The sequence below is a fragment of the Fusobacterium necrogenes genome, from assembly GCF_900450765.1.
GTDB lineage: Bacteria > Fusobacteriota > Fusobacteriia > Fusobacteriales > Fusobacteriaceae > Fusobacterium_A > Fusobacterium_A necrogenes.
On sequence record NZ_UGGU01000003.1, the window covers coordinates 149,881 to 174,175 of the forward strand.

Genomic DNA, 24,295 nt, shown 5'->3' on the forward strand with positions numbered 1-24,295 from the left:
AAGAAATTCCGAGTTAGATAGAATAAATCTACTTTTTTCTAAGTGAATATAAATTTAGGATATAGATATTGTTTGGAGACTATATTATACAAAAAAGAGAGTTGAGTAAAGCATTTTTTAATGCTACTCAACTCTTAAAATTCTCATTAATTTTTTAATTAAGAGTGCATAGGGGCATATTTAACTCCCTTTTTTGATGTTTTTATAAAAGCTATCGTACAGATTAGTGCTACAATAATTCCAACTACAGTACCAATTAATTCAACTGTATCTGTAGGAACACCTTTGAAAAATCTCACAAAACCTTCAGGTGCAATAATTATATATGAAGTTACAACTACTGTCATAAATATTGATGGAATTAATGCTATATAGTAATTTTTATCATGATTAATTAGATATTTAGCTGCAGCCCATAGAGCTATTGTAGCTAAAGTTTGGTTAGACCAACTGAAATATCTCCATAGAATATTAAAATCTATAAAACATAGAGCTACTCCTACTACAAATAGTGGGATAGCAACAATAAATCTATTGACAATAGGTCCTTGTTTATAATTAATAGCATCTGCTATAGTAAGTCTAGCACTTCTAAAAGCTGTATCTCCAGAAGTTATAGGACAAGCAACTACACCTAGTATAGCAAGGGCTCCTCCAACTTTACCTAAGACACTGTTTGAAATTTTATTTACAACAACCGCAGCTCCACCTTGTCCGAGAGCCTCTCCTAATCCTTCTGTTCCACCGAAGAAAGACATAGCTGCAGCTGCCCAAATAAGAGCTACTATTCCTTCTGCTATCATAGCACCATAGAATACTCTTCTACCTTGTTTTTCATTTCCAAGACATCTTGCCATCATAGGAGATTGAGTAGCATGGAAACCACTAATTGCACCACAGGCTATAGAGATACATAGATATGGGAATATAGAAACACCTTTTGGATGATAATTTTGGAAGGTAATTTCAGGGATTTGATATCCTTGTACTATGATACCAACTCCTATACCAACCGCCATTATAAGTAAACATATACCAAATATAGGATAGATTTTACCAATTACTTTATCTATTGGAAGTACTGTAGCTATTAAATAATAAATGATGATTAATCCTACAAAAGCTATTGTAGGAACAGATTTAACTAAATCATGTAAAATAGCAGCTGGACTTGTTACAAATACAACTCCTACTAAAATTAATAAAACTACTGAAAAAACTCTCATCAACTGTTTAGCTTTGTCTCCTAGATTTTCTCCAACTAATTCTGCTACGCTAGCACCATCTTTTCTCAAAGACATCATTCCAATTAGATAATCATGAACAGCACCAGCAAAGATACAACCAAATACTATCCATATAAATGCAGCAGGTCCCCACATTGCTCCAGCAACTGCTCCAAATATAGGTCCTGTTCCAGCTATATTAAGAAATTGAATTAAGAAAGTTTTCTTTTCATCCATTTCAACATAGTCTACTCCATCCTCTAATCTTTTAGCTGGAGTGAGAGAATTTTCATCGGGACCAAATATTCCTTCAACAATTTTACCATAAATAAAATATCCAACTACTAAAACAATTATTGATACTACAAAACTTAGCATAATTCTTCCTCCTCTTTTATATTTTTACTTCTCTTCAATAATATATATATTATATTATTTGTGATTTTTTTTACTTTTTAATCTAAAAAGTATTTTTTTTAGCTTAAAAGGTTGTTTTACGATCTTAAATTACTTTTTTACTTTTTAGAAAAAAAAAATTATGTTATAATTACAAAGAAAGTTGTATTGGAGGGATATTATGTTTGAATTAACCGTTAGAAGTTTGAATAATTTGGGTTATATAATAGCTCTTGCTTTTTTCTTTACAAAATTTGAAAGTGCTAGAGACATATTCACTAAAAAAAAACGTAGTAAAAAAGATATCTTCTTTCTTTCTTTATTTTTTTCGTTTCTTTCAATAATAGGAACTTATACAGGAATAGATTACCGTGGAGCCATAGTAAATACTAGAAACATAGGAGTAGCTGTATCTGGAATAATAGGTGGACCACATGTAGGAATTATAACAGGGGTTGTAGCAGGAATACATAGATTTTTCATAGATATAGAAAGTCCAACTACTATAGCATGTGCTATTTCTTCTATCAGTGGAGGATTTATAACATCTATATTTTTTAAACGGACCAATGAAAAAAATTGTTATATATACGGATTTATTAGTGGATTTCTTATAGAAAATTTAAGTATGATTTTGATTTTAGTGACAGGTTATTTTTTTAATAATTTTAGTATGGCTACGGATATTGTAAAAAATATATATCTTCCCATGATTTTAGCTAATGCTTTAGGTGTTTCTATAGTGATAATTATAATTGAGGATATTATCTCTGAAAAAGAAATAATGGCAGGAAAGCAAGCTAAGCTCGCATTGGAAATAGCTAACAAATCTCTTCCATATATCAGAAAAGGAGATAAATTAAATGAAGTATGTAAAATTATTCTTGAATCTTTAGAAGCTAAAATTGTAATAATAACTGATGATAAAAATATAATTGCGAGTTATTTAGCATCTGGAGATTACATATTAAATCACACTGAAATAAGAAGTTCTGCTACAAAACAGGTTCTTAAAACAGGAGAATTTTTGATATTAGGAAAAGAAGAAAGTGATGCGGCAGACTTTCAATGTATAGGAGGAAGTATAAAATCTTGTATTATTCTTCCTTTATTTCAAGAAGGGAAAAAAATATCTGGAACTTTAAAACTTTATTTTGATACTTCTAAAATAATAGCTGAAAGAAAACAATATTTAGCAGAAGGTTTATCTATGCTTATATCTACTCAATTAGAGCTAAGTAGGATAGAGAATTTTAAAGCTATGGCAAAGGAAGCTGAATTAAAAATCTTACAAGCTCAAATAAATCCACATTTTCTTTTTAATGCATTGCATACAATCTCTTCTTTTGTGAGAATAGAGCCTAATAAAGCTCGAGAAATAATAATTAACCTATCCAATTATTTAAGATATAATTTAGAAAATTTTTCAAAGTTACTTCCCTTACAAGATGAAATAAATCAAGTTGAAGCCTATATTAATATTGAAAAAGCAAGATTTGGAGAAAAAATAAATGTGATATATAATATTCCAAAGGCACTTTTGAATGTACAATTACCAAGTCTTATAATTCAGCCATTAGTTGAAAATAGTATAAAACATGGAATATTAAAAAGGAGAGAGGGAGGGAATATTTGGATTTCTGCCTTTGAAAAAGAGGATATTTATACTATTAGTATAGAAGATGATGGAGTAGGTATAGAGCAGGCAATTATAGATAATATAGATAATAAAATAGAAAAAAATATTGGTTTAAAAAATGTACATAATCGTTTAAAGATACTTTATGGGAGAGGTTTGACTATTGAGAGATTAGATAGGGGGACTAAAGTTTCTTTTTATATAAATAAGGAGGGAATATGTTAAATTGTATAATAGTAGAAGATGAGTTTCCTGCAAGAGAGGAGTTAAAATACTTTATCTCTAAACACAAGGGTTTAAATCTCGAAAAAGAGTTTGATAATCCTGTAGATGCTTTAAAATATTTTCAAGAAGCTAAAACAGATATAGTTTTTTTAGATATAAATATGCCTGAATTAGATGGAATGAGTCTAGGAAAAATCTTAATGAAGTTAAATCCAGAGTTAAAAATAGTTTTTATTACAGCGTATAAGGATTTTGCAGCTGAAGCTTTTGAGATTAAGGCCTTTGATTATATTTTAAAACCATACTCTGAAAAAAGAATTTCAGAAGTATTGGATAATTTGATTTCAGTTAGAGAAAATAATTTTGTAAAAGAAATAGAGAAGATAAATAAAGTTACAGTTTTTTTAAATGAAAAAATGGTAGTGCTTTCACTAGATGAAATATGTTATATAGAAGTGGCAGAAAAAGAGAGCTTAGTGTACACTAAAGAGGAAGTATATACTTCCAAATTTAAAATTTCTAAGTGGGAAGAGATCCTTCCAGAAAATAAATTTTATAGAACACATAGAGCTTATATAGTAAATTTAGATAAGATAAAAGAAATAGAGCCTTGGTTTAATGGGACATTTGTTCTAAAAGTTCAAGATTTAAAATTTAAAGTTCCAGTAAGTAGAAATAATGTGAAGGAGTTTAAAGAATTGTTGAACATAAAGTAAAAATTTATAAAAAATAGTTAAATGATATAGGACTGTTACAAATTTTAGGTTAGAAATACAATAATTGTAACAATCCTATTTTTATTATTAAGTACATAGTTTAATATCCTAGTCTTTTTTTTACATAGTTAGGAAGAGCAAAGCAAGCTTTTTGAATATCTGTATTATAATATCTTGTTTTTATTCCTAGTTTGTTCCAAGAAATAGTATCACAATCTATAACAGGATCATATTTTTTAGAAGCAAATCCAAATAACCAGTGTCCAGATGCATATGTAGGTTGATGGAACTGATAAACTTTTGAGATAGGAAAGATATCTTTTATTTTATCATGGGCTTTTTTCATCTCTTTCGCATAGTTTTCATGATAAGGAGATTCATGTTGATTCACTAAGATTCCATCAGTTTTTAAAATTCTATAGCAATCTTCATAAAATTTCTGAGTAAAAAGTCCTTCACCAACAGATATAGGGTCAGTTGAATCCACAATTATTAGATCATACTTTTCATTTTTACAATTTTTTACAAATTTTAAGCCATCATCAAAAATAAGGGTTACTCTACTGTCACTTAATTTATCTGCTGTAAATGGAAGATACTTTTGAGATAATCTAACTACTCTTTCATCAATTTCAACCATATCGATTTTTTCAATAGATGAATATCTAGTTAATTCTCTAACTGTACCCCCATCCCCTCCTCCTATGACTAAGACTTTTTTTATGTTTAAATTTGTACACATAGGAACATGAGTTATCATTTCATGATAAAAAAACTCATCTTTTTCAGTTATCATGATGAAGCCATCTAGTGTAAAAAAACGTCCATATTCATTAGAGATAAAAAAATCTATCTTTTGAAAAGGAGTTTGTTCAGAATATAGATGTTCTTTAATTTTTATTGAAAATTTTGTATCTTCAGACCATTTTTCACTATACCATAAATCTAACATGCTTCCCCCTCAATTACTTCAGGTTTAAAAGTTATTTTTCCTAAATCTTTAGGAGAAAAATTTCTTATTTTTTCAACCATTCCTCTTGGAACTTCAATTGATTCACTCCTTTTAGCACAAAATACTTCTTCTAAAAATTTGAATGCTGTCCAAGGATTTATTTTATCTCCACAGGTAAAAACGTCAACAGCAGCATAACCATACTCAGGCCAAGTATGTATTGCTAAGTGAGATTCGGAAATGATTACAGCTCCAGATACTCCATATGGATTAAAGTGATGAAATACAGATTGTACAATAGTCGCATTTGCTATTTTCGCTGCTTCATTCATTCTTTTTTCAACTATTTCAGGGTTTTTTAATATCTCCTCATCACAGTTGTAAAATTCAATCAAAATATGTCTTCCAAGTGTTTCTAGTTTCAATTTTCCCTCCTAAATACCAGTATTAATATAAATTAAATTTTAAAATTAATATATTTAACTTATTGATAAAAAAATATATTTGAAATTAAATATATTAAACTATTGATATAATATAATTTTTTTATTATTTTGTCAATTGATTTTTTATATTAAATAGAATATACTATAAGCAGTGAAGATAGAGGGAGAATAATTATGAATATAGGAAAAAAGATTAAAAGATTAAGGCAAGAAAAGTATCTAACTCAAGATGAATTAGCTAGTCGTTGTGAACTTTCAAAGGGATTTATTTCACAGATTGAAAGAGGCTTAACTTCACCATCCATTGCTAATTTAGCAGATATATTAGAAGGACTAGGAACTAATCTTAAAGATTTTTTTAGTGATGATACAGATGAAAAAATTGTTTTTAATTTAGATGATGCTTTTGAAGTAATTGATTCTAAAATGAAATATAAAGTTGAGTGGATAATTCCTAATGCTCAGAAAAATCAAATGGAACCAATTCTTTTGACCTTAGAAGAGGGTGGAAGGTATAAAGAAGAGATAGCTCATGATGGACAGGAATTTGGTTATGTTTTAGAAGGGGAGATAAATATTCATTTAGGCGATAATGTATTTAAGGCTAAAAAAGGTGAATCTTTTTACTATAACTCTGGTAAAAATCATTATCTTTCTAACTCAGGAAAAGGAGTCGCCCAGATTTTATGGGTAGCTACTCCACCATCTTTTTAACTAATAATTTAAATAGGAAAAGGAGAGTTATGTACTATTTTCAAAATCTTAGATATTTAAGATGGAGGGTGTAGTATATGACTCTCCTTTTTTATTTATGCTTCTTTATGTAGTTTTAAAAATTTTCTAGGAGTAAGGTCGTTATTGTATTTTTTAAAGACCTTAGTAAAATAACTGAGATCATTAAAACCACAATCGTAAGCTATTTCTGTTATAGAGAGATTAGATTCTTTTAATTTTTCTTTAGCACACTCAACTCGGTAATAATTTAGATATTCCATAGGTGTTTTTTTAGTTAACTCTTTAAAAAATTTACAGAAATAGTTTGTATTCATTTCAATACTTGAAGCTAGATCCTCTAAAGATATATCATACATATATTTTTTTTGTATTATAGATAAAACTTTTTTTAAATGAATTAACTTTTTTTTATTGCTAAAACTTATATTTAACTTATTAGAAAAGAGATCTTCTTTTTCTATTATCCCTAAGAAATAATAAAATAATCCAAAAATTTTCATTTCAAAACCTTTTTTCTTTTCTTTTATTAAATCAAAAATTTCATCAAATATTTTTAAAATATTTTCATTTTCTTTTGTATAAATTATTTTAATCTCTTTTTGAAAGGTGATTAGACTGTTTAAAAAGCTATTTGCAAAACTTCTTTCTCGTTTTAGAAATGAAATATCAAAGACTAGACATTCATAGATACAGTTTTTAGGAGCTCCAGAATGAATGAAGCCACTATTTATAAAGGCAACGTTACCTTTGGAAAGATGATAGGATTTGGTATTAATTTTTAAATTGAAACTTCCTTCTATTATCCTGATTAATTCACATTCCTCATGCCAATGAACAGTCATGGTATAGCGTGGATGGAGAGGAGTAACATAGTAGTAAGCAAAAGGGAAAAATTTTGTTCCGTGTACAATTTTTTCTTTAAATTCTAGATTTTTCATAGTTCTCCTTAAATAATAAAAAAGTTGTTTTGATTTCAGTTCAAAAAAGTGAAAAAAATACCATTTATTACTAATATATCACAAGAAAAATAAAAAAATCAAGTGTAAAATAAAAATATAATAAATATTTTCGAAAATATATGATTGAAAAAAGTTAATAAAATACTTTTCTAGTACTATTTTGACAAAAATAAAAAATAAGAAAATATTATTTTTAGGAGGCGAAGAATGTTAAAGAATATTCCAACAATCATTTCACCTGAATTATTAAAAATTTTGGCAGAAATGGGACATAGTGATTATTTAGTAATTGCTGATGGGAATTTTCCAGCAGAGAGCATAGGAAAAGATAGCAAGGTAGTTAGAATGGATGGACATAATGTATCGGAAATATTAGAAGCTATCTTAAAACTTTATCCATTAGATACTTATGTTGATTTTCCAGTTATTTTAATGGAGAAGGTAAAAGGAGATGTTGTAGAAACTCCTATTTGGGACGAGTATAAAAAAATAGTAAAAAAGTATGATAATAGAGGAAGAGAATGTTTTACAAACATAGATAGATTTGATTTTTATGAAAAAGCAAAAAAAGCTTATTGTATTATAGCAACAAGTGAGAAAGCACTTTATGCAAATATTTTATTACAAAAAGGGGTAATTTAAGTAAATTTGAGTAGAGTTTAGGAGGGAGATTATGGCATTTGAAAATGAAGGAATTTTAAAAGGTCAAGTAAAGATAGAGAAAATAAAAAAAGAAGAGAAGATGGTAGTTCCTAAAGAGTATAGAGTAACTTTTGTAATGTTAGTTTCATGTTTTATTTTATGGGGTTTACTAAATAATATGACTGATAATTTAGTTCCTGCTTTTGGAAAAATATTTATGATGTCAGCTGTAGATTCATCTTTAGTACAGTTTGCTTTTTATGGATCTTATGCAGTTTTAGCTATACCAGCAGCAATAATAATAAAAAAATATACATTTAGACATGGGGTTTTGATAGGTTTAGGTTTTTATATAGTAGGAGCATTGGGATATATTCCAGCTACAATATTACAAAATTATAACATTTTCTTAGTTTCAATCTTCATATTAGCTGGGGGACTTTCAATATTAGAAACAACTTGTAATCCATTTGTTATCTCATTAGGAGATGAAGAAACAAGTATAAGAAGAATAAACTATGCTCAAGCATTCAATCCATTAGGATCTTTAGCAGGATTATTCATGGCGAAATTTATGATACTTGGAAATCTTAACCCTGCTGACTATGAAGAAAGATTAGCAATGGATCCAACTCAGTTAGATGCTATCAGATCAACAGAACTTTTATGGGTATGCATTCCATATGTAGGACTTATAGCAATAGCTTTAGTAATTTGGATATTTTTCTTAAGAAATAAATCATCTAAAAGAGATGAGGGTGGAGATTTAAATTTTGGACATTCTCTAAATAGTTTATTACAAAATAAAAGATATGTCTTTGGAGTAATAACTCAATTTTTCTATGTAGGAATGCAAATAGCTGTATGGACTTGGATGACTAAGTATGTAATGACTTTAACTGATTTAGATGAAGCTACTGCTGTAAATAAATATCTTTATGCAATGGTTCTTTTCATAGTAATGCGTTGGTTATGTACTTATTTAATGAAAAAGTTTATGCCAGCAAGACTTATGACTGTAATAGCTTTTATAGGAATTTTAGTAACATTTGGAACAATTTATTTACCAGCATCAAGTTCAATAGTTTGCTTAATGATAATTTCAGGTTGTATGTCATTAATGTTCCCAACAATTTATGGAATAGCATTAAGAGGTTTAGGAGAAGAGGTAAAATTAGGAGCTGCAGGATTAATTATGGCAATTTTAGGAGGAGCATTGATAACTCCATATATGGGAAAAGTTATTGATACAGGAAGTTTAGCTTTTCTAGCTCCTATGTATTCAGGAGTAGAAGCTGCAGTAAGAACAAGTTATTATGTTCCATTAATCTGTTTTGTAGTTGTATTCCTTTATGGATTATTCAATAGTAAAAAAACAAAATAATTGATATATAGAAATAATAAAAAGAATTTTTAAGGAAAAGGTGAAGAAAATGCCAAATAGAATAATTTTAAACAATGTATCATATCATGGAAAGGGAGCTATACAAGCTATACCAGATGAGGTAAAGGCAAGAGGATTTAAAAAAGCTTTTGTTTGTAGTGATCCAGATTTAGTGAAATTTAATGTTACAAAAAAAGTTACAGATTTATTAGATGCTAATAATCTTGAGTATGTAATTTATTCAAATATAAAACCTAATCCTACAATAGAAAATGTACAAACAGGAGTAGAGGAGTTTAAAAAATCAGGAGCTGATTATATTATATCTGTTGGTGGAGGTTCATCAATGGATACAGCTAAAGCTATTGGAATAATAATTAATAATCCAGAGTTTGCAGATGTAAGAAGTCTAGAAGGTTGTGCTCCTACTAAAAATCCTACTGTTCCTACAATAGCAGTTGCTACAACAGCTGGAACAGCAGCAGAAGTAACAATTAACTATGTAATAACAGATGTGGAAAAAGAAAGAAAATTTGTATGTGTAGACCCTAATGACATGGCAATTATAGCTATATCTGATCCAGATATGATGGCAACTATGCCAAAAGGACTTACAGCAGCAACAGGAATGGATGCTTTAACCCATGCAATAGAAGGATATACTACAAAAGCAGCTTGGGATATGACAGATATGTTCCACTTAAAAGCTATTGAACTAATTGCTCAAAGTTTAAGAGGAGCAGTTAATGGAGAGGATAAAGGTAGAGAGGGAATGGCTTTAGCACAATATATAGCTGGAATGGGATTTTCAAATGTTGGACTTGGAATAGTACACTCTATGGCTCATCCATTAGGAGCTCTATATGATACACCACATGGAGTAGCTAATGCAATTATTTTACCAACTGTTATGGAATATAACGCTGAATATACTGGAGAAAAATATAAACATATAGCAAAAGCATTTGGAGTAGAAAATGTAGATACTATGACACAAGAGGAATATAGAAAAGCAGCAGTAGAAGCTGTAAAAAAACTTTCTCAAGATGTAGGAATTCCTCAAAACTTAAAAGAGATAGTAAAAGAGAAAGACTTAGATTTCTTAGCAATATCAGCATTTAATGATGTATGTACAGGAGGAAATCCAAAAGATACGTCAGTAGAGGAGATAAAAGAATTATATAAATCTCTAATTTAATGGAGGAAAAAATGAAATATTCTTTAGCATTTGATTTAGGTGCTACTTCTATAAGAGGAATTCTTGGATATGTAGAAGATGGAAAATTAAAAACAGAAGAAGTGTTAAGATTTTCACATGAAAGAATAAAAGAAAATGGACGTAGCCGTTGGGATTGGAATAAAATAATTAAAAATATAGAAAATACAATATTAAAATATGGAGATTCCATTTCAAGTATCGGAGTAGATACTTGGGGGGTGGATTTCGGAATATTAGGTAAAGATGGAGAGTTATTAGAAAATCCTGTATCATATAGAGATGGATACAATATTGTAGGGTTTGAAAAAGCTCAAGAGAATTTTTCATTAAAAGATATATTTATGAAAACTGGAAATCAAATAATGTCTATCAACACTCTTTTTCAAATCCTAGCATTGAAAGAGGAGAATAGAAACTATAAAGATATTAAAACTCTATTAATGATGCCAGATTTAATAAATTATTTTTTAACAGGAGAAAGTTATGCAGAGATGACAATAGCATCTACAACTCAACTTTTTGAACTAGAAAATAAAAAGTATAGTAATGATATCTTAGAAAATTACGAAATAGATAAGAGTATCTTTCCAGAGGTCATAGAACCTGGTAAAGTTGTAGGAAGTACTAAAAATTCTAAATTAGAGTCTCTTAGAAAATTTGATATACCAGTTATATCAACAGCTTCTCATGATACAGCTAGTGCAGTGCTTTTAACAAAAGCCTATACAGATAGTGAGACACTATTCCTATCTTGTGGAACTTGGTCTTTAATAGGTTGTCTTTCAGAAAAGCCAATTATAACAGAAGAAGCTTTCAAAGATTCACTAACAAATGAAACAGGTTATAATTGTTCAAATATGTTCTTTAAAAATATTACAGGATTATATATTCTTGAAAAATTAAAAGAACAGTTAGAAAAGAAATTAGGAACAGAGATAAGTTTTGAAGAGATTACAAATTATGTAAATAGTTGTAATGTGAAAGAGATAGTAGATGTAGAAAATGAGGTTTTTCAACAAGATGAATTTAATGTAATAGAGGAGATAGATAAGCTTATACCAACTCCTTTAGATAATGATTTTGACTACTTCAAAGTAGTATATTTAAGTTTAGTTGAAAAGTATAAAAAAACTATTGAGCAAATATCTAAGGTAATGAATAAAAATTTTAGAAATTTACATATTATAGGTGGAGGAGCAAAGTCAAAACTTCTTTGTCAAATGATAGCTGATGCTACAAAACTTGATATAGTAGCTGGACCTTTTGAAGCTACTGCTTATGGAAATATATTAATACAAAAAATTGCTTTGAATGAAATTAAATCTTTAAAAGAGGGGTTTAATATTATAGAAAAATCATCAGAAGTATATAAATATCAAGCAAATTAATATTAGGAGGGAACAAATATGAATTATCCAAAAATAGGAATTAGACCAACAATAGATGGAAGAAGAGGAGAGATAAAAGTTAGAGAGTCTCTTGAAGAGCAAACAATGAATATGGCAAAGGCTGCTGCAAAATTATTTGAAGAGAATTTAAGATATTCAGATGGAACACCAGTTCAAGTAGTAATAGCTGATACAACAATAGGACGTGTAAATGAAGCTGCAGCTTGTGCAGAAAAATTTAGAAGAGAAAATGTGGATATCACTTTAACAGTAACTCCATGTTGGTGCTATGGTTCAGAAACTATGGATATGGATAAGATGACAATAAAAGGAGTATGGGGATTCAATGGTACTGAGAGACCAGGAGCTGTATATCTTGCAGCAGTATTAGCAGGACATGCACAAAAAGGATTACCAGCTTTTGGAATCTATGGACATGAAGTACAAGATGCTGATGATACAAGTATACCTAAAGATGTAGAAGAAAAACTTTTAAGATTTGGTAGAGCTGCTTTAGCTGCTGCACAAATGAGAGGAAAAAGTTATTTACAAATAGGTTCTATCTGTATGGGAATAGCAGGTTCTATAATTGATCCTAACTTTATAGAAGAGTATTTAGGAATGAGAGTAGAATCAGTTGATGAGGTAGAGATTATCAGAAGAATGACAGAAGAGATTTATGATAAAGAAGAGTTCAAAAAAGCTATGGAATGGACTAAGAAATATTGTAAAGAAGGTTTTGATAAGAACCCAGAAGGAATGCAAAATCCTCGTGAAATAAAAGATGAGCAATGGGAATTTGTAGTTAAGATGATGATAATAATTAAAGATTTGATGAAAGGAAATCCTAATTTACCAGCAGGATGTGAAGAGGAAAGATCTGGACATAATGCAATAGCTGCAGGATTCCAAGGACAAAGACAATGGACAGACTTCTACCCTAATGGAGATTTTGCTGAAGCATTATTAAACTCTAGCTTTGACTGGAATGGAACTCGTGAACCTATGGTATTAGCTACTGAAAATGACGTGCTAAATGGAATAGGAATGTTATTTGAAAAACTTTTAACTAATAAAGCACCTCTTTTCTCAGATGTTAGAACTTATTGGAGTAAAGATGCTGTAAAACGTGTTACTGGATATGAGTTAGAGGGAGTAGCAAAAGAAGCAGATGGATTCTTACATTTAATTAACTCTGGAGCATCGGCGTTAGATTATTCAGCTCAAGCAGTAGATGAAAATGGAAATAGATGTATAAAACCTTTCTATGATATGACTGAGAAAGATGTAAAGAGTTGTTTAGAAGCAACTACATGGAATCCAGCAGACTTAGGATATTTTAGAGGTGGAGGATACTCTTCAAGATTCTTAACTGATGCAGAGATGCCAATGACTATGATTAGATTAAATCTTGTAAAAGGATTAGGACCAATGTTACAAATAGCAGAGGGATACAGTATAAAATTACCTCAAGAAGTAACTGAAAAATTATGGAAAAGAACAGACTATACTTGGCCATGTACATGGTTTGCACCTATCTGTAATGGAGAAAAAGGAATGTTTAAAACTGCTTATGATGTAATGAATAACTGGGGAGCTAATCACGGAGCAATAGTTCATGGACATATAGGAGCTGATTTAATAACTCTAGCTTCTATCTTAAGAATACCAGTAGCAGCTCACAATGTACCAGAGGAAAAAATATTTAGACCAGCAGCTTGGAATGCATTTGGAATGGACAAAGAAGGACAAGATTATAGAGCATGTCAAAACTATGGACCATTATTTAAATAATACATAAGATTAAAATAGAATTAAGGAGATAAAATTATGTTGATGGAAAAAGCTCGTAAAGAGATTGTTGAATATGGAAAAAAATTGGTTACTTCAAATCTTACAAAAGGAACTGGAGGAAATCTAAGTGTTTTTGATAGAGAGAGTGGTTATATGGCTATAACTCCTTCAGGAATAGATTTCTTTGAAATTCAACCAGAAGATATAGTAATAATGGACTTAGAAGGAAATATAGTAGAAGGAGATAGATTGCCTTCAAGTGAATGGGAAATGCATCTATTACAATATAAGGAAAGAACAGATTTAGATGCTGTAATTCATGCTCATACAACTTATGCAACAGTACTAGCTTGTTTACGTTGGGAACTACCAGCAACTCATTATATGATAGCAGTAGCTGGAAAAAATGTAAGATGTGCTGAATATGCAACTTATGGAAGCCATGAGTTAGCAGTAAATGCAACTAAAGCTATGAAAGATAGAAGAGCTGTAATATTAGCTAACCATGGAATATTAGCAGGAGCTAATGATTTATTAAACGCTTTTAATATAATAGAAGAGATAGAATATTGTTCTCAGATTTATTATATGGCAAAAAGTATAGGAGAACCTATAGTATTACCAGATGAAGAGATGAGTTTAATGGCTGAAAAATTCAAGACTTACGGGCAAAGAACTAAAAAAGCATAAAAGTACTTGACTTTTAAATTAGGCACCACTTCCTTAAAATAAAAACTACTCAATGAGTTGAAAAACTTGTTGAGTAGTTTTTTATTATTATAGATTTTGTTTTTTTGCTATTCTTGGAAGAATAAAACCAAGTCCTATTAATACTATGGGTGTTAAAATATTTAAACTAATTTGGAAAATCCATTCTGAACTAAGTGTTTCAACATTTTTAGGAAAAATACCCATCAAACAAGCAAAAGCTGTAAATAAGAAACACCAAATTCCAACTAAAGTAGCTGCTTTATCACTGGCAATAAATTTAAAAGTAGCTTTTTCCATAAGTCCTTTATTTTTAATAAAACCTCTAAGACCGATATAAGCTAAAAATACCCACAAATATCTAAGTGGCATGACAATAGAGTTGAGATCTAAAAGCCAGTTGTAAAGATTATTCATATCACCAATTCCTAGAGCTGGAATGATAATTAATATACCTACTAGTATAGCAGTTAGTTTATATCCATTAATTGGTGCACCATATTCATTAGTTTTAGTGAAAGATTGAGGGATAAAATTTCTATCTCCTTCTCCAATTAGCATCTTTAATGGAGCATCTATAGAAAACATAAGAGCAGAAATTTGCCCTAATGTATTAGCAATAGCATACAAGACCATTAAAGTATTTCCTAAACCATAATATTCTCCTAATAGCTTAAAAGCATAATATTGTCCATTCATCTTTAAATCAGCAGGAATATTTCCACTATTAAACATTATACCCATGGCAAGTGAACCTAAAAGTGCAGAAACTCCAACTGAAGCAGCTAATATAATCATACCTTTTGGGAAATTTTTATTAGGATTATCCACTTCTTTAACATAAGGAGATATCTTTTCACAACCGCCAACAGCAAATACAAGCATAGAAAGAGTTGTAAAATATGCAAAATCAAATTTAGGTAAAAATGTATTTAAACTCCAGTCAGTAGTAGCGGAGTTAGCTCCAACAATAGATGGTGCTGCAACTGTCAAAAGAATATATAATATTCCCATAAAAAACATTGAAGTTCCTGCAAGAGCTCCTATTTTTTTTAGTGAGTTGATACCTTTAGATGATAGCCATAAGAAAAATAGAAAAATAGCAAGTACAATGCTTTGTAGAATTAAAGGATTAAAGCTTTTAATCACATCTCCATTTTGGAAAAATACCCAACTAAGAGCAACTAATGCTCCTTGAGGTTTTTGGGCAAGATAAGGAATATGTACTACCCAATATGTCCAACCAGCAAGATAAGCTATCATTGGACCATAAGTTGAACCTATCCAACTTGATACTCCTCCACCTTTATTTTCAAATACAGAACCCATCTCTCCTACCATTAATGCATATGGTAAAAAGTAGAATGTAAGAATTAATAACCATGAAATTACAACTGTAAGTCCTTGGTTAGCGTAATTGTTAACAACATTTCCAAATCCCCATACAACTGTGAATCCCATCATTGCTAAGGTACGCCAATTAAGTTTTTTTGTTTCCATCAGTCTTTCTCCTTTTTTTAAAATTACAAACACCATAGATTATATCATAAAAAATAGAAAAAATTTATAATTTTTTGTATATCTTAATTTAGTTACTCCTCCACTTTCATCTGCTCTTATTGAATAAAATGTTTTAAATGATTTTTTAACTATTTCTATATATCTCATCATATCTCTTTGAAATTAATCCAAATCCTCTTCTATCAAAAGATTCATCTCATGCCAATCATAATATTCTTTCATCTTAAAAGGGATAGTATTATTTTTGTAAGCAAGAGCTATCATTTCATCTGGGTCTAGTTTATATACTATTTGATGTTCTTCAAAATCATCTAAAATCATCTCATGATACTCTTCATATTTCCCATTTGTTTTCATCTCTTGTAATATATTTTCTAATTCTTTTTTATCTAATGTATTCATTATATCACTTCCTTTTTTTAGTATACTACTATTATATTATTCTTTATTAAAATAGTCAACTTTAATAAAAATTTATTTCTTTATAAAAAAGCTGTTGCAAAATATTATTGCAACAGCTCATTAAGTATTATTTTTCATTTTTTAATAATTTTTCATATTTTTTTAATTCAGCAATGGCTTCTCCAGCTATTGGTAAAATGCAGATGATATTAATTACTGTCATTATTCCCAATCCAAAATCAGCTAGTGACCATACGAAAAAATTTTGTTCTATTCCACCGATAAATACCATTATCACTACTATTATATGATATACATATTTTAATTCTTTAGCTTCTGTTATAAAGTTGATAGCATTTTTTCCGTAGAAGGTAACAGCTAGTATTGTACTAAGAGAAAAGAAAAATAGTACAACTATGGTGAAAGGAATTCCTATCCATCCTATGTGACTTTTGATAGCTTCTTGGAACATAGTCATTCCACTTGTATTAGCTAGTACTTCTGAATCAGCAAGTAAGATTATGAACGCTGTTGCACTACATACAATTAATGTATCAACAAATACTCCAAGAGCTTGTACCATACCTTGCTTAGCTGGTTCATCTATATCAACTACAGCTGCTGCGTAGTTTGAATCTCCACTTCCAGCTTCATTTGAAAAAAGGCCTCTTCTAACTCCTTGCATTATAACTATTCCTACTCCACCACCTATCATTTCATTAGGTCTAAAAGCTTGTTCTATTATTTTTATTAACATTCCAGGAATAGATGTAAAATTAGTTATAATAACAAATAATACAACAATTAAATAAAGTATAGCCATTACAGGTACAATTTTATTTAAGGCTATTATTATACTATCTTTTTTTCCTCTACTGAAGATTATTAATCCTACGATTATAGTAAGTCCAATTGCGATATGTTTAATATTTAGACCGTAGGCACTATTTACAGATTCAGTTATAGAGTTAGACATTACTTGAATAACTCCTATATAACATATAATTGAAGCTATTGCATATATTATTCCAAGCCATCTTTTATTCAATCTTTTTTCTATTATCCATGGTGTTCCACCTCTATATTCTTTTCTTGTAATCCTTTCTCTATACATGACAGCTAGACAAGATTCAACAAAAGAAGTAGCTGCTCCTAAAAGAGCCACAAGCCACATCCAAAATATAGAACCAGGACCTCCTACTGAAATAGCTGCTACTACCCCAGTTATATTTCCAGCTCCGACTCTACATGCTGTACCTAAGAAAAAAGCTTCTAATGAACTTATTCCTTCTTTATTTTTTTCATCTTTATTTAGGATTTTAATTATATCACCAAATAATCTAAATTGCATAAAATTAGTTCTTAAACTTAAAAATATAGCCGTTCCTATTAACATAACTACCAGGATATTTTTCCCCCATAGTAGATTGTTCACAAAATTTATTATTTCTCTTATACTATCCATTGAACTTTTTCTCCTTTATTTTATTTTCAAATATATTTTATCACTCGATTTCGAAAAATAATACCATCAATTTTTTTTATTTTTTGTTCGTAATAAAGTAGATAAAATATTTAATTTAAAAGAGATTCATCATTTGATGAATCTCTTTTTTTGTTCGTATTTACTTTATATTTTCTACCCATTCTTGGTTATCTAAATACCATCTAATTGTTTTTTCTATTCCTTTATCAAATGGAGTTTCTGGATACCAACCTAACTCCACTGCTATTTTTGTTGGATCTATTGCATATCTTGCGTCGTGTCCAAGTCTGTCTTGCACATATGATATTAAATTGTAATTGATATTTTCAATACCTGTTTTTAATATTTTTCTATATTCAGGTTCTTCTGTCATTATTTTAGCTATTGTATCTATTGTCAATTTTACTATATTGATATTTTTTTCTTCGTTAAATCCCCCAATATTGTAAATTTCTCCTAATTTTCCATTATTTATTACCATATCGACAGCCTTATTGTGATCTTTTACAAATAGCCAATCTCTCACATTACTTCCATCTCCATAAACTGGAAGAGTTTTTCCTTCCAATATATTTTTTATAATTAACGGAATCAATTTTTCTGGGAATTGGTACGGACCATAATTGTTTGAACATCTTGTAATATTGATAGGTAGTTTATATGTCTCAGCATAGGCCCTTACTATCATGTCACCTGAAGCCTTTGATGATGAATATGGTGATCTTGGATCCAAAGGAGTTTCTTCAGTAAAGAACTTATCTCCATAAGTTTTTAGTTTATCTCTTCCCTCAACGACTTTTTTTACATTTTCATCAAGATGTAGAGCTTTAGCTTCTACATAATCTCTATTTAAAGAGCCATAAACTTCATCAGTTGAAATTTGGATATATTTTTTCCCTTCTTTATATATAGGATATCCATTTTCATCTCTTCCTATAGTCCAGTTGTCTTTTGCTACTTCTAATAAATTTTGTGTTCCTAATATATTTGTTTCTAAAAAAACTTTAGGACCAAGAATACTCCTATCTACATGAGATTCAGCTGCAAAGTTAACTACATAATCTATATCATACCTTGCAAAGATATTTTCAACTAGTTCTTTGTTAGCAATATCTCCTTTGACAAAATCTATTTTATTATGCTCAATTTCATCTTTTAAACTATCTTTATTTCCAGCATAAGTAAGCTTATCTAAGACTATTATTTGTATGTTATTTTCATATTTTTCAAGCATGTACTTTACGAAGTTTACTCCTATAAATCCGGCTGCTCCTGTGACTAAGTATGTTTTCATATTCCTCTCCTTTAGTTTTAAGTTTTATCTTTCGTTCATATTTTAACATTTTCTTAAAAAAAAAACAAATAGAATAATAGATATATAACAAAAAACCACTGGTTTGCACCAATGGTTTCTTGTTGTTTGTTATCTAATATATAAAATATTTTGGGGAAAGATTTATTATGGTTTAATAATATCATAGAATTATGACAAAATTGTTACAGATTAATTATAAATTTGTACTAATTCTCTCCAGTTTTCTTTTCGAAACTAATTAGGATAGGAGAACCATCAAAACCAAAAGCTTCCCTAAATTTATTTTCAATATATCTAGCATATGAAAAATGAACTAACTCTGGATAATTACAGAATAAAACAAATCTTGGAGGTGCAACAGATACTTGTGTAGCGTAATTAATTTTTACAACTCTACCTTTTCTTGTAGGTGGATTATTCATAAGTATAGCTTCTTTAAGTACTGTGTTTAAAATACCAGTAGATATTCTTTTATTATATTCTTCAAATATTTGATCAGCTATTTCTAGAAGTTTTGTTGTTCTTTGTCCTGTTAAAGCTGATACAAACTCTATTGGAGCATAAGATAGGAATGGTAACTCTGCATAAAGTTTTTCTCTCATCTTCTCCATAGTGTTAGATTGTTTATCTACTAAATCCCATTTATTAACTACTACAATTATAGGTTTTAACTCTTCAGCAGCTATTCCAGCTATTCTTTTATCTTGCTCACTTAGTCCCTCTTTTCCATCTAACATAAGTAAGCATACATCTGCTCTTTTTATAGTTTTGATAGCTCTAAGAACAGAGTAGTATTCTAAGCTTTCCTCTATTTTGGATTTCCTTCTAATACCAGCAGTATCTATTATCATATATTTTTTTTCATCAAATTCAATGATAGTATCAATAGCATCTCTAGTAGTTCCAGCTATGTCACTTACTATAGTTCTTTCTTCTCCAGCTAGTCTATTTACGAGAGAAGATTTTCCAGCATTAGGTTTTCCTATAATAGCAAGTTTTAAGACATCTTCTTCCTCTTCAGGAATATCTATTTTTTTAATCATATCTGTAACCATATCCAACATATCCCCAAGGTTTACCTTATGTCCTCCAGAGATTGGTATAAGATGTTCAAACCCTAATGCCCAGAAATCATATACATCATCTTGTTGCTCTAAGAAGTTATCTATCTTATTTACACATAGAATGATTGGTTTATTTTTCTTTCTTAAGATATAAGCTATTTCTTCATCTAATGGGTTTACTCCACACTTACCATCAACAACAAATAAAATCACATCAGCTTCATTCATAGCAACTTCTGCTTGTTGTTTAATTTTTGTCATCATAAAGTCGTTATTTCTCGGTTCAAGCCCTCCAGTATCCACTACCACAAACTCTGTACCATTCCATTCTGTTTCTCTATAAAGTCTATCTCTTGTAACTCCTGGCATATCATCAACGATAGCCACTCTATCTCCTACTAGGTTATTAAATAAGGTTGACTTACCCACATTTGGTCTTCCAACTATTGCAACAATAGGTTTCATTTTTTACCTCCCTATCTTCTTTTCTCTATTATTATTAAACTTTTTCTTTATTTGTTTAAAACTTGATTGTTTTTCATTTCCTGTATTTTTATTTCCACTTTTACCTTTTATATTTTTTTCTTGTGGTATAACAATATCTTTTTGTCTCTGCTTTCTTCCATTATCTTTTTCTACAAACATCTTTTTTCCAGTAAAAGGATTTATCTCTGTATAATACATAAGTGTCGAATATGTAGAAGGTGTTGGTGTAAATATTTGTACCTGTTCTGGATTAACTTTTAGCTCTGCAGAAGCAAATTTTTTCAAATCTAGCATATCTTTTTCATCGCAGCCTGGATGAGCAGCTATGAGGTAATAAGTTAAAAATTGTTTTAATCCATATTTTTCATTTATCTTATAAAATCTATTTTTAAACTCTTTAAGAGGGGCTTTCCCATCTTTTCCCATCAGAGATAAAACCTTATCTTCTGTATGTTCAGGAGCTATTTTCATCTGCCCAGATACATGATCTTTTACTAATTCTTCAAGGTAAATTTGTCCACATTTACTATCGTCTAGAATCATGTCATATCTTATTCCGGATGCGATAAATATTTTTTTTATTTTATCTATTTTTTTTAATTTTTTTAAAAGATCTATTTGTTTGCTATGATCTATTTTTAACGCAGGACATTTCTTAGGATAAAGACACCTTCTATCCGGACAAGCTCCTAGTTTTAATTTTTTTGTACATTCAACTTGATACATATTAGCAGTGGGACCACCTACATCCGATATATATCCTTTAAATTTAGGAGCAGAGGCTATCTCTTTTATTTCTTCTACAATTGAATCCTCACTTCTAGATACTACAGTACGACCTTGATGGATAGCTATAGCACAGAAGTTGCACTCTCCATAACAGCCTCTATGTGTAGTAACAGAGTTTTTAATTGTATCAAGTGCTCTTACATTTCCCATTTTTTTATAATATGGGTGTACTTCTCTTTCAAAATCCATAGAGTATATCTCATCTAACTCATCAGAGGTAAAGTTTTCACTAGGTGGATTTTGTATCAGATATCTATCTCCACATTTTTGATATAAGCCTTTAGCAGTTATTGGATCACAATTTATATAAAAATTATTAAAAGCATCTATAAATTTGAATTTATCAGCCACACACTCTTCATAAGAAGGAAGTTCTAGATAGCTTTCGTTTTTATCTTTAGAAATATAACAAAGTCCTCTTATATTCCTCCATTCTCTTCCACCTTTTAAGGCTCTAGCTAGTGCTAACATAGATTTCTCACCCATACCATAAGATAAAATATCCGCCTTAGCATCAAAAATTATAGGTCTTCTAAGAGAGTTACTCCAATAGTCATAGTGGGTGATTCTTCTAAGGCTTGATTCTATACCACTTATTACTATTGGTATATTATAGTTTTTAAAAAATCTTTTTATCAAATTTGTATAGGCTATTACAGCTCTATCCGGTCTTTTTATATTTTCTCCACCTGGAGTAAAATCATCTTGCTTTCTTTTCTTTTTTGTAGCTGTATAGTTAGCTACCATAGAGTCTACACAGCCACCAGATATTGCCCAGTAAAGTCTAGGTACTCCCAATCTTTTTATATCAAGATCACTATTTATATCTGGTTGAGCTATTATTCCTACTTTAAAGCCATGTTTTAGTAGCCATTTTCCTATGATAGCACTACCATTATATGAACTATCTATATAGGTATCACCTGATATTAAAATTACATCTAGATCTCCCCAGCCTAATTTTTTTACCTCTTCCATTGTAGTAGGTAAAAACATAACATCACCTAACCTTTTATAATTTACCCTTTATTTTATCATATTTTATAAAATTTTACGAATTATTTTTTATAAAAAAATAGAGAGCCTAAACTCTCTATTCGTAATGAAACTCTACCTCTTTTCCTCTAAAGGCTATTCCAATTTTTACTATGTCTATTACTCCTCTTTTTCTTAGCTCTGTTTCATATATCTTACTATCTATTTGTTTATGAGCTCTCTTAGCCAAGTTACTTATTCTGCTATTTTTTCTAGTTGCCTTTATCTCTAATATATATTCCACTCCATTTTTATTCTTTGGCTCTAGTAAGATATCTGCTCTACCTAAGCCACTTTCTTGTTCTGGAGTTACATAGAATTTATCCTGCATAGATGTCAAAAAGCCCAACATAAACATTTGGTATGGTACCTCTGAATAAGCTAGTTCATCTACTTCTTTACCTTCCTCTTTTCTCATATTCAAAGTAGTATTATGAAAACTTATGCTCTCTAGCACCATATTTTGAAAAGCTATCTCAAAGGATTCTAAATCTTTAGTTAGTAGTGCCCTCTTTACATCATTTACATATCTTGTTCCTCTAAATACCATCTTGATAAAAGCATCTTTAAAGAATGTTCTTATCTCTTTATTAGGAATTTTGATTATATAATTTTTTCTATCTATCTTCTCTTTTATTGTCAGATATCCAGATGAGAGCATCAAGCTCCATATATCACTCTCTAACAGACTTTTTCCCATATCTAGTTCTAAGTCCACTGTTGTCTCTAACTCTTTTTCTTCAAAGAGTTTTTCTAAATCCTTGATTACCCTATCATCACTATTGGCTATTATCTCCATAATTAGCGCATTTCCAGAGGTATTTATCCAGTATGATTCTAGTTCTTTTTCTTTGATATATTTTAAGATACTCAATGGATTGTAGACTTCTGTTCCTACAAAGTTATACCCATCATACCAAGCTCTTACCTCATCTAACTTGTACTCTATTCCATAGTATCTTAAGGCTTCCTCTACCTCAGCTTCTAATAGTCCAAAGTATTGAGAGTAAGATTTTTTTAATATTGTATAGTTCTCTATATTATTTAAATCAGAAAATATTCCTGCCTGTGTTACTCTAATTATTCCAGTTAGTACTCCCATCTGTAAGTATTCATTAGTTTTTAGTGCATCACCATAGAAAGCTCTCAAAAAATCTTTCATCTCTGTATAGTAACTTTTTTCAACAGCTGAAAGAATAGGAGAGTCATATTCATCTATTAAAAGAATTACCTTTCGATTATAATATTTATACAAAAGCGATGTCAAAAAAGATAGTGCTGTCTGCATTTCAGCTTGTCCACTTTCTTGACTAAGTAATCTTTGAAACTTTTTACTCTCCACCTCATTAAAATTAGAATTAATTATTCCATCAAATTGATTATATAGTTTAAAAATCTTTTCACTAATATTTTTGATAGCCTCACTCCAATTTGAAGAAGTAATTCCTTTCATACTGATAAATATAACTGGGTATTTTCCTTGCTCAGACATCATAGGAGAGTTGGATATATATAGTCCATCAAAGAGTTTTCTATTTTCTTCTTTATTTTTTATATCAAAGAAATATCTTAGTGTAGACATACTTAAGGTCTTTCCAAATCTTCTTGGACGACAAAAGAGCTTTACCTCTGTCTTGTCAATTAGTAAATCTTCTATCAATTTGGTTTTATCTATATAGTAACAGTTTGTTTCTCTTATTTTTTTAAAATCTTCTACCCCTATTGGTAATCCTTTTAACATATCCACACCTCACTTTTCTTTTTTTAT

Annotated in this window: 21 protein-coding genes; 9 read left to right on the top strand and 12 right to left on the bottom strand. The window is 29.6% G+C overall.

What is annotated here, in order from left to right; all coding sequences use genetic code 11:
• Positions 1-158: 158 nt before the first annotated feature.
• Positions 159-1,604 (bottom strand): carbon starvation CstA family protein, encoded by a 1,446-nt coding sequence (locus DYA59_RS01075; protein ID WP_115268522.1) that lies wholly within the window; start codon positions 1,602-1,604, stop codon positions 159-161.
• 199 nt (positions 1,605-1,803) lie between these two features.
• Here DYA59_RS01075 and DYA59_RS01080 point away from each other — a divergent pair, with 199 nt between their 5' ends.
• Both DYA59_RS01080 and DYA59_RS01085 read left to right on the top strand, forming a co-directional pair.
• Complete coding sequence (locus DYA59_RS01080) at positions 1,804-3,486, top strand: LytS/YhcK type 5TM receptor domain-containing protein (protein ID WP_115268524.1); 1,683 nt, start codon at positions 1,804-1,806, stop codon at positions 3,484-3,486.
• Positions 3,480-4,202 (top strand): LytR/AlgR family response regulator transcription factor, encoded by a 723-nt coding sequence (locus DYA59_RS01085; protein ID WP_115268526.1) that lies wholly within the window; start codon positions 3,480-3,482, stop codon positions 4,200-4,202. Before DYA59_RS01080 ends, DYA59_RS01085 begins: the two co-directional genes overlap by 7 nt.
• Before the next feature lie 100 nt (positions 4,203-4,302).
• Here the strand turns inward: DYA59_RS01085 and speE are convergent, their stop codons facing one another.
• Together speE and speD are read right to left on the bottom strand one after the other, a co-directional pair.
• On the bottom strand, positions 4,303-5,154 hold the full coding sequence (gene speE / locus DYA59_RS01090; RefSeq protein WP_115268528.1) for a polyamine aminopropyltransferase: 852 nt from the start codon (positions 5,152-5,154) through the stop codon (positions 4,303-4,305).
• On the bottom strand, positions 5,148-5,579 hold the full coding sequence (speD, locus tag DYA59_RS01095) for an adenosylmethionine decarboxylase (RefSeq protein ID WP_115268530.1): 432 nt from the start codon (positions 5,577-5,579) through the stop codon (positions 5,148-5,150). Before speD ends, speE begins: the two co-directional genes overlap by 7 nt.
• A 195-nt stretch (positions 5,580-5,774) precedes the next feature.
• Between speD and DYA59_RS01100 the strand changes: the two genes are divergently transcribed.
• Positions 5,775-6,314: a helix-turn-helix domain-containing protein gene (locus DYA59_RS01100; RefSeq protein ID WP_115268532.1), complete on the top strand. Its 540-nt coding sequence runs from the start codon at positions 5,775-5,777 to the stop codon at positions 6,312-6,314.
• 95 nt (positions 6,315-6,409) lie between these two features.
• Here DYA59_RS01100 and DYA59_RS01105 read toward each other — a convergent pair whose 3' ends face one another.
• Positions 6,410-7,273, bottom strand: a complete 864-nt coding sequence (locus DYA59_RS01105; protein WP_115268534.1) for an AraC family transcriptional regulator — start codon at positions 7,271-7,273, stop codon at positions 6,410-6,412.
• 228 nt (positions 7,274-7,501) lie between these two features.
• Here DYA59_RS01105 and DYA59_RS01110 point away from each other — a divergent pair, with 228 nt between their 5' ends.
• The 6 genes from DYA59_RS01110 to DYA59_RS01135 are packed head-to-tail and all read left to right on the top strand — an operon-like array spanning position 7,502 to position 14,411.
• On the top strand, positions 7,502-7,936 hold the full coding sequence (locus DYA59_RS01110; protein ID WP_115268536.1) for an RbsD/FucU family protein: 435 nt from the start codon (positions 7,502-7,504) through the stop codon (positions 7,934-7,936).
• A gap of 31 nt (positions 7,937-7,967) precedes the next feature.
• Positions 7,968-9,320 (top strand): L-fucose:H+ symporter permease, encoded by a 1,353-nt coding sequence (gene fucP, locus DYA59_RS01115; RefSeq protein WP_115268538.1) that lies wholly within the window; start codon positions 7,968-7,970, stop codon positions 9,318-9,320.
• Between the two features lie 49 nt (positions 9,321-9,369).
• On the top strand, positions 9,370-10,518 hold the full coding sequence (gene fucO, locus DYA59_RS01120; RefSeq protein ID WP_115268540.1) for a lactaldehyde reductase: 1,149 nt from the start codon (positions 9,370-9,372) through the stop codon (positions 10,516-10,518).
• Positions 10,519-10,529: 11 nt separating this feature from the next.
• A complete protein-coding gene (locus tag DYA59_RS01125) occupies positions 10,530-11,927 on the top strand; it encodes a rhamnulokinase (RefSeq protein ID WP_115271422.1) in 1,398 nt (465 codons plus the stop codon).
• A gap of 18 nt (positions 11,928-11,945) precedes the next feature.
• Positions 11,946-13,721: an L-fucose isomerase gene (locus DYA59_RS01130; protein WP_115268542.1), complete on the top strand. Its 1,776-nt coding sequence runs from the start codon at positions 11,946-11,948 to the stop codon at positions 13,719-13,721.
• A 36-nt stretch (positions 13,722-13,757) separates the two neighbouring features.
• Positions 13,758-14,411, top strand: a complete 654-nt coding sequence (locus DYA59_RS01135; RefSeq protein WP_115268544.1) for an L-fuculose-phosphate aldolase — start codon at positions 13,758-13,760, stop codon at positions 14,409-14,411.
• Between the two features lie 87 nt (positions 14,412-14,498).
• Here DYA59_RS01135 and DYA59_RS01140 read toward each other — a convergent pair whose 3' ends face one another.
• The 8 genes from DYA59_RS01140 to DYA59_RS01170 form a co-directional block, all read right to left on the bottom strand.
• A complete protein-coding gene (locus DYA59_RS01140; protein WP_115268546.1) occupies positions 14,499-15,929 on the bottom strand; it encodes an amino acid permease in 1,431 nt (476 codons plus the stop codon).
• Positions 15,930-15,968: 39 nt separating this feature from the next.
• Positions 15,969-16,097: a hypothetical protein gene (locus DYA59_RS09575; RefSeq protein WP_281268930.1), complete on the bottom strand. Its 129-nt coding sequence runs from the start codon at positions 16,095-16,097 to the stop codon at positions 15,969-15,971.
• 15 nt (positions 16,098-16,112) lie between these two features.
• Entirely contained in the window at positions 16,113-16,352 is a 240-nt protein-coding gene (locus DYA59_RS01145; protein ID WP_115268548.1) for a hypothetical protein, read from the bottom strand.
• A gap of 127 nt (positions 16,353-16,479) precedes the next feature.
• Positions 16,480-17,817 carry an alanine/glycine:cation symporter family protein gene (locus DYA59_RS01150; protein ID WP_115268550.1) on the bottom strand — a complete coding sequence of 446 codons (1,338 nt, stop codon included), beginning with the start codon at positions 17,815-17,817 and terminating at the stop codon, positions 16,480-16,482.
• Between the two features lie 160 nt (positions 17,818-17,977).
• On the bottom strand, positions 17,978-19,132 hold the full coding sequence (locus DYA59_RS01155; protein WP_115268552.1) for a dTDP-glucose 4,6-dehydratase: 1,155 nt from the start codon (positions 19,130-19,132) through the stop codon (positions 17,978-17,980).
• 227 nt (positions 19,133-19,359) lie between these two features.
• Positions 19,360-20,682 (bottom strand): ribosome biogenesis GTPase Der, encoded by a 1,323-nt coding sequence (der, locus tag DYA59_RS01160; RefSeq protein WP_115268555.1) that lies wholly within the window; start codon positions 20,680-20,682, stop codon positions 19,360-19,362.
• 3 nt (positions 20,683-20,685) lie between these two features.
• The gene (locus DYA59_RS01165) at positions 20,686-22,488 is read right to left on the bottom strand and encodes a YgiQ family radical SAM protein (RefSeq protein ID WP_115268557.1); all 1,803 of its coding nucleotides are present in this window, start codon (positions 22,486-22,488) and stop codon (positions 20,686-20,688) included.
• Positions 22,489-22,585: 97 nt separating this feature from the next.
• Positions 22,586-24,268, bottom strand: a complete 1,683-nt coding sequence (locus tag DYA59_RS01170) for an AAA family ATPase (RefSeq protein WP_115268559.1) — start codon at positions 24,266-24,268, stop codon at positions 22,586-22,588.
• Positions 24,269-24,295: the final 27 nt, after the last annotated feature.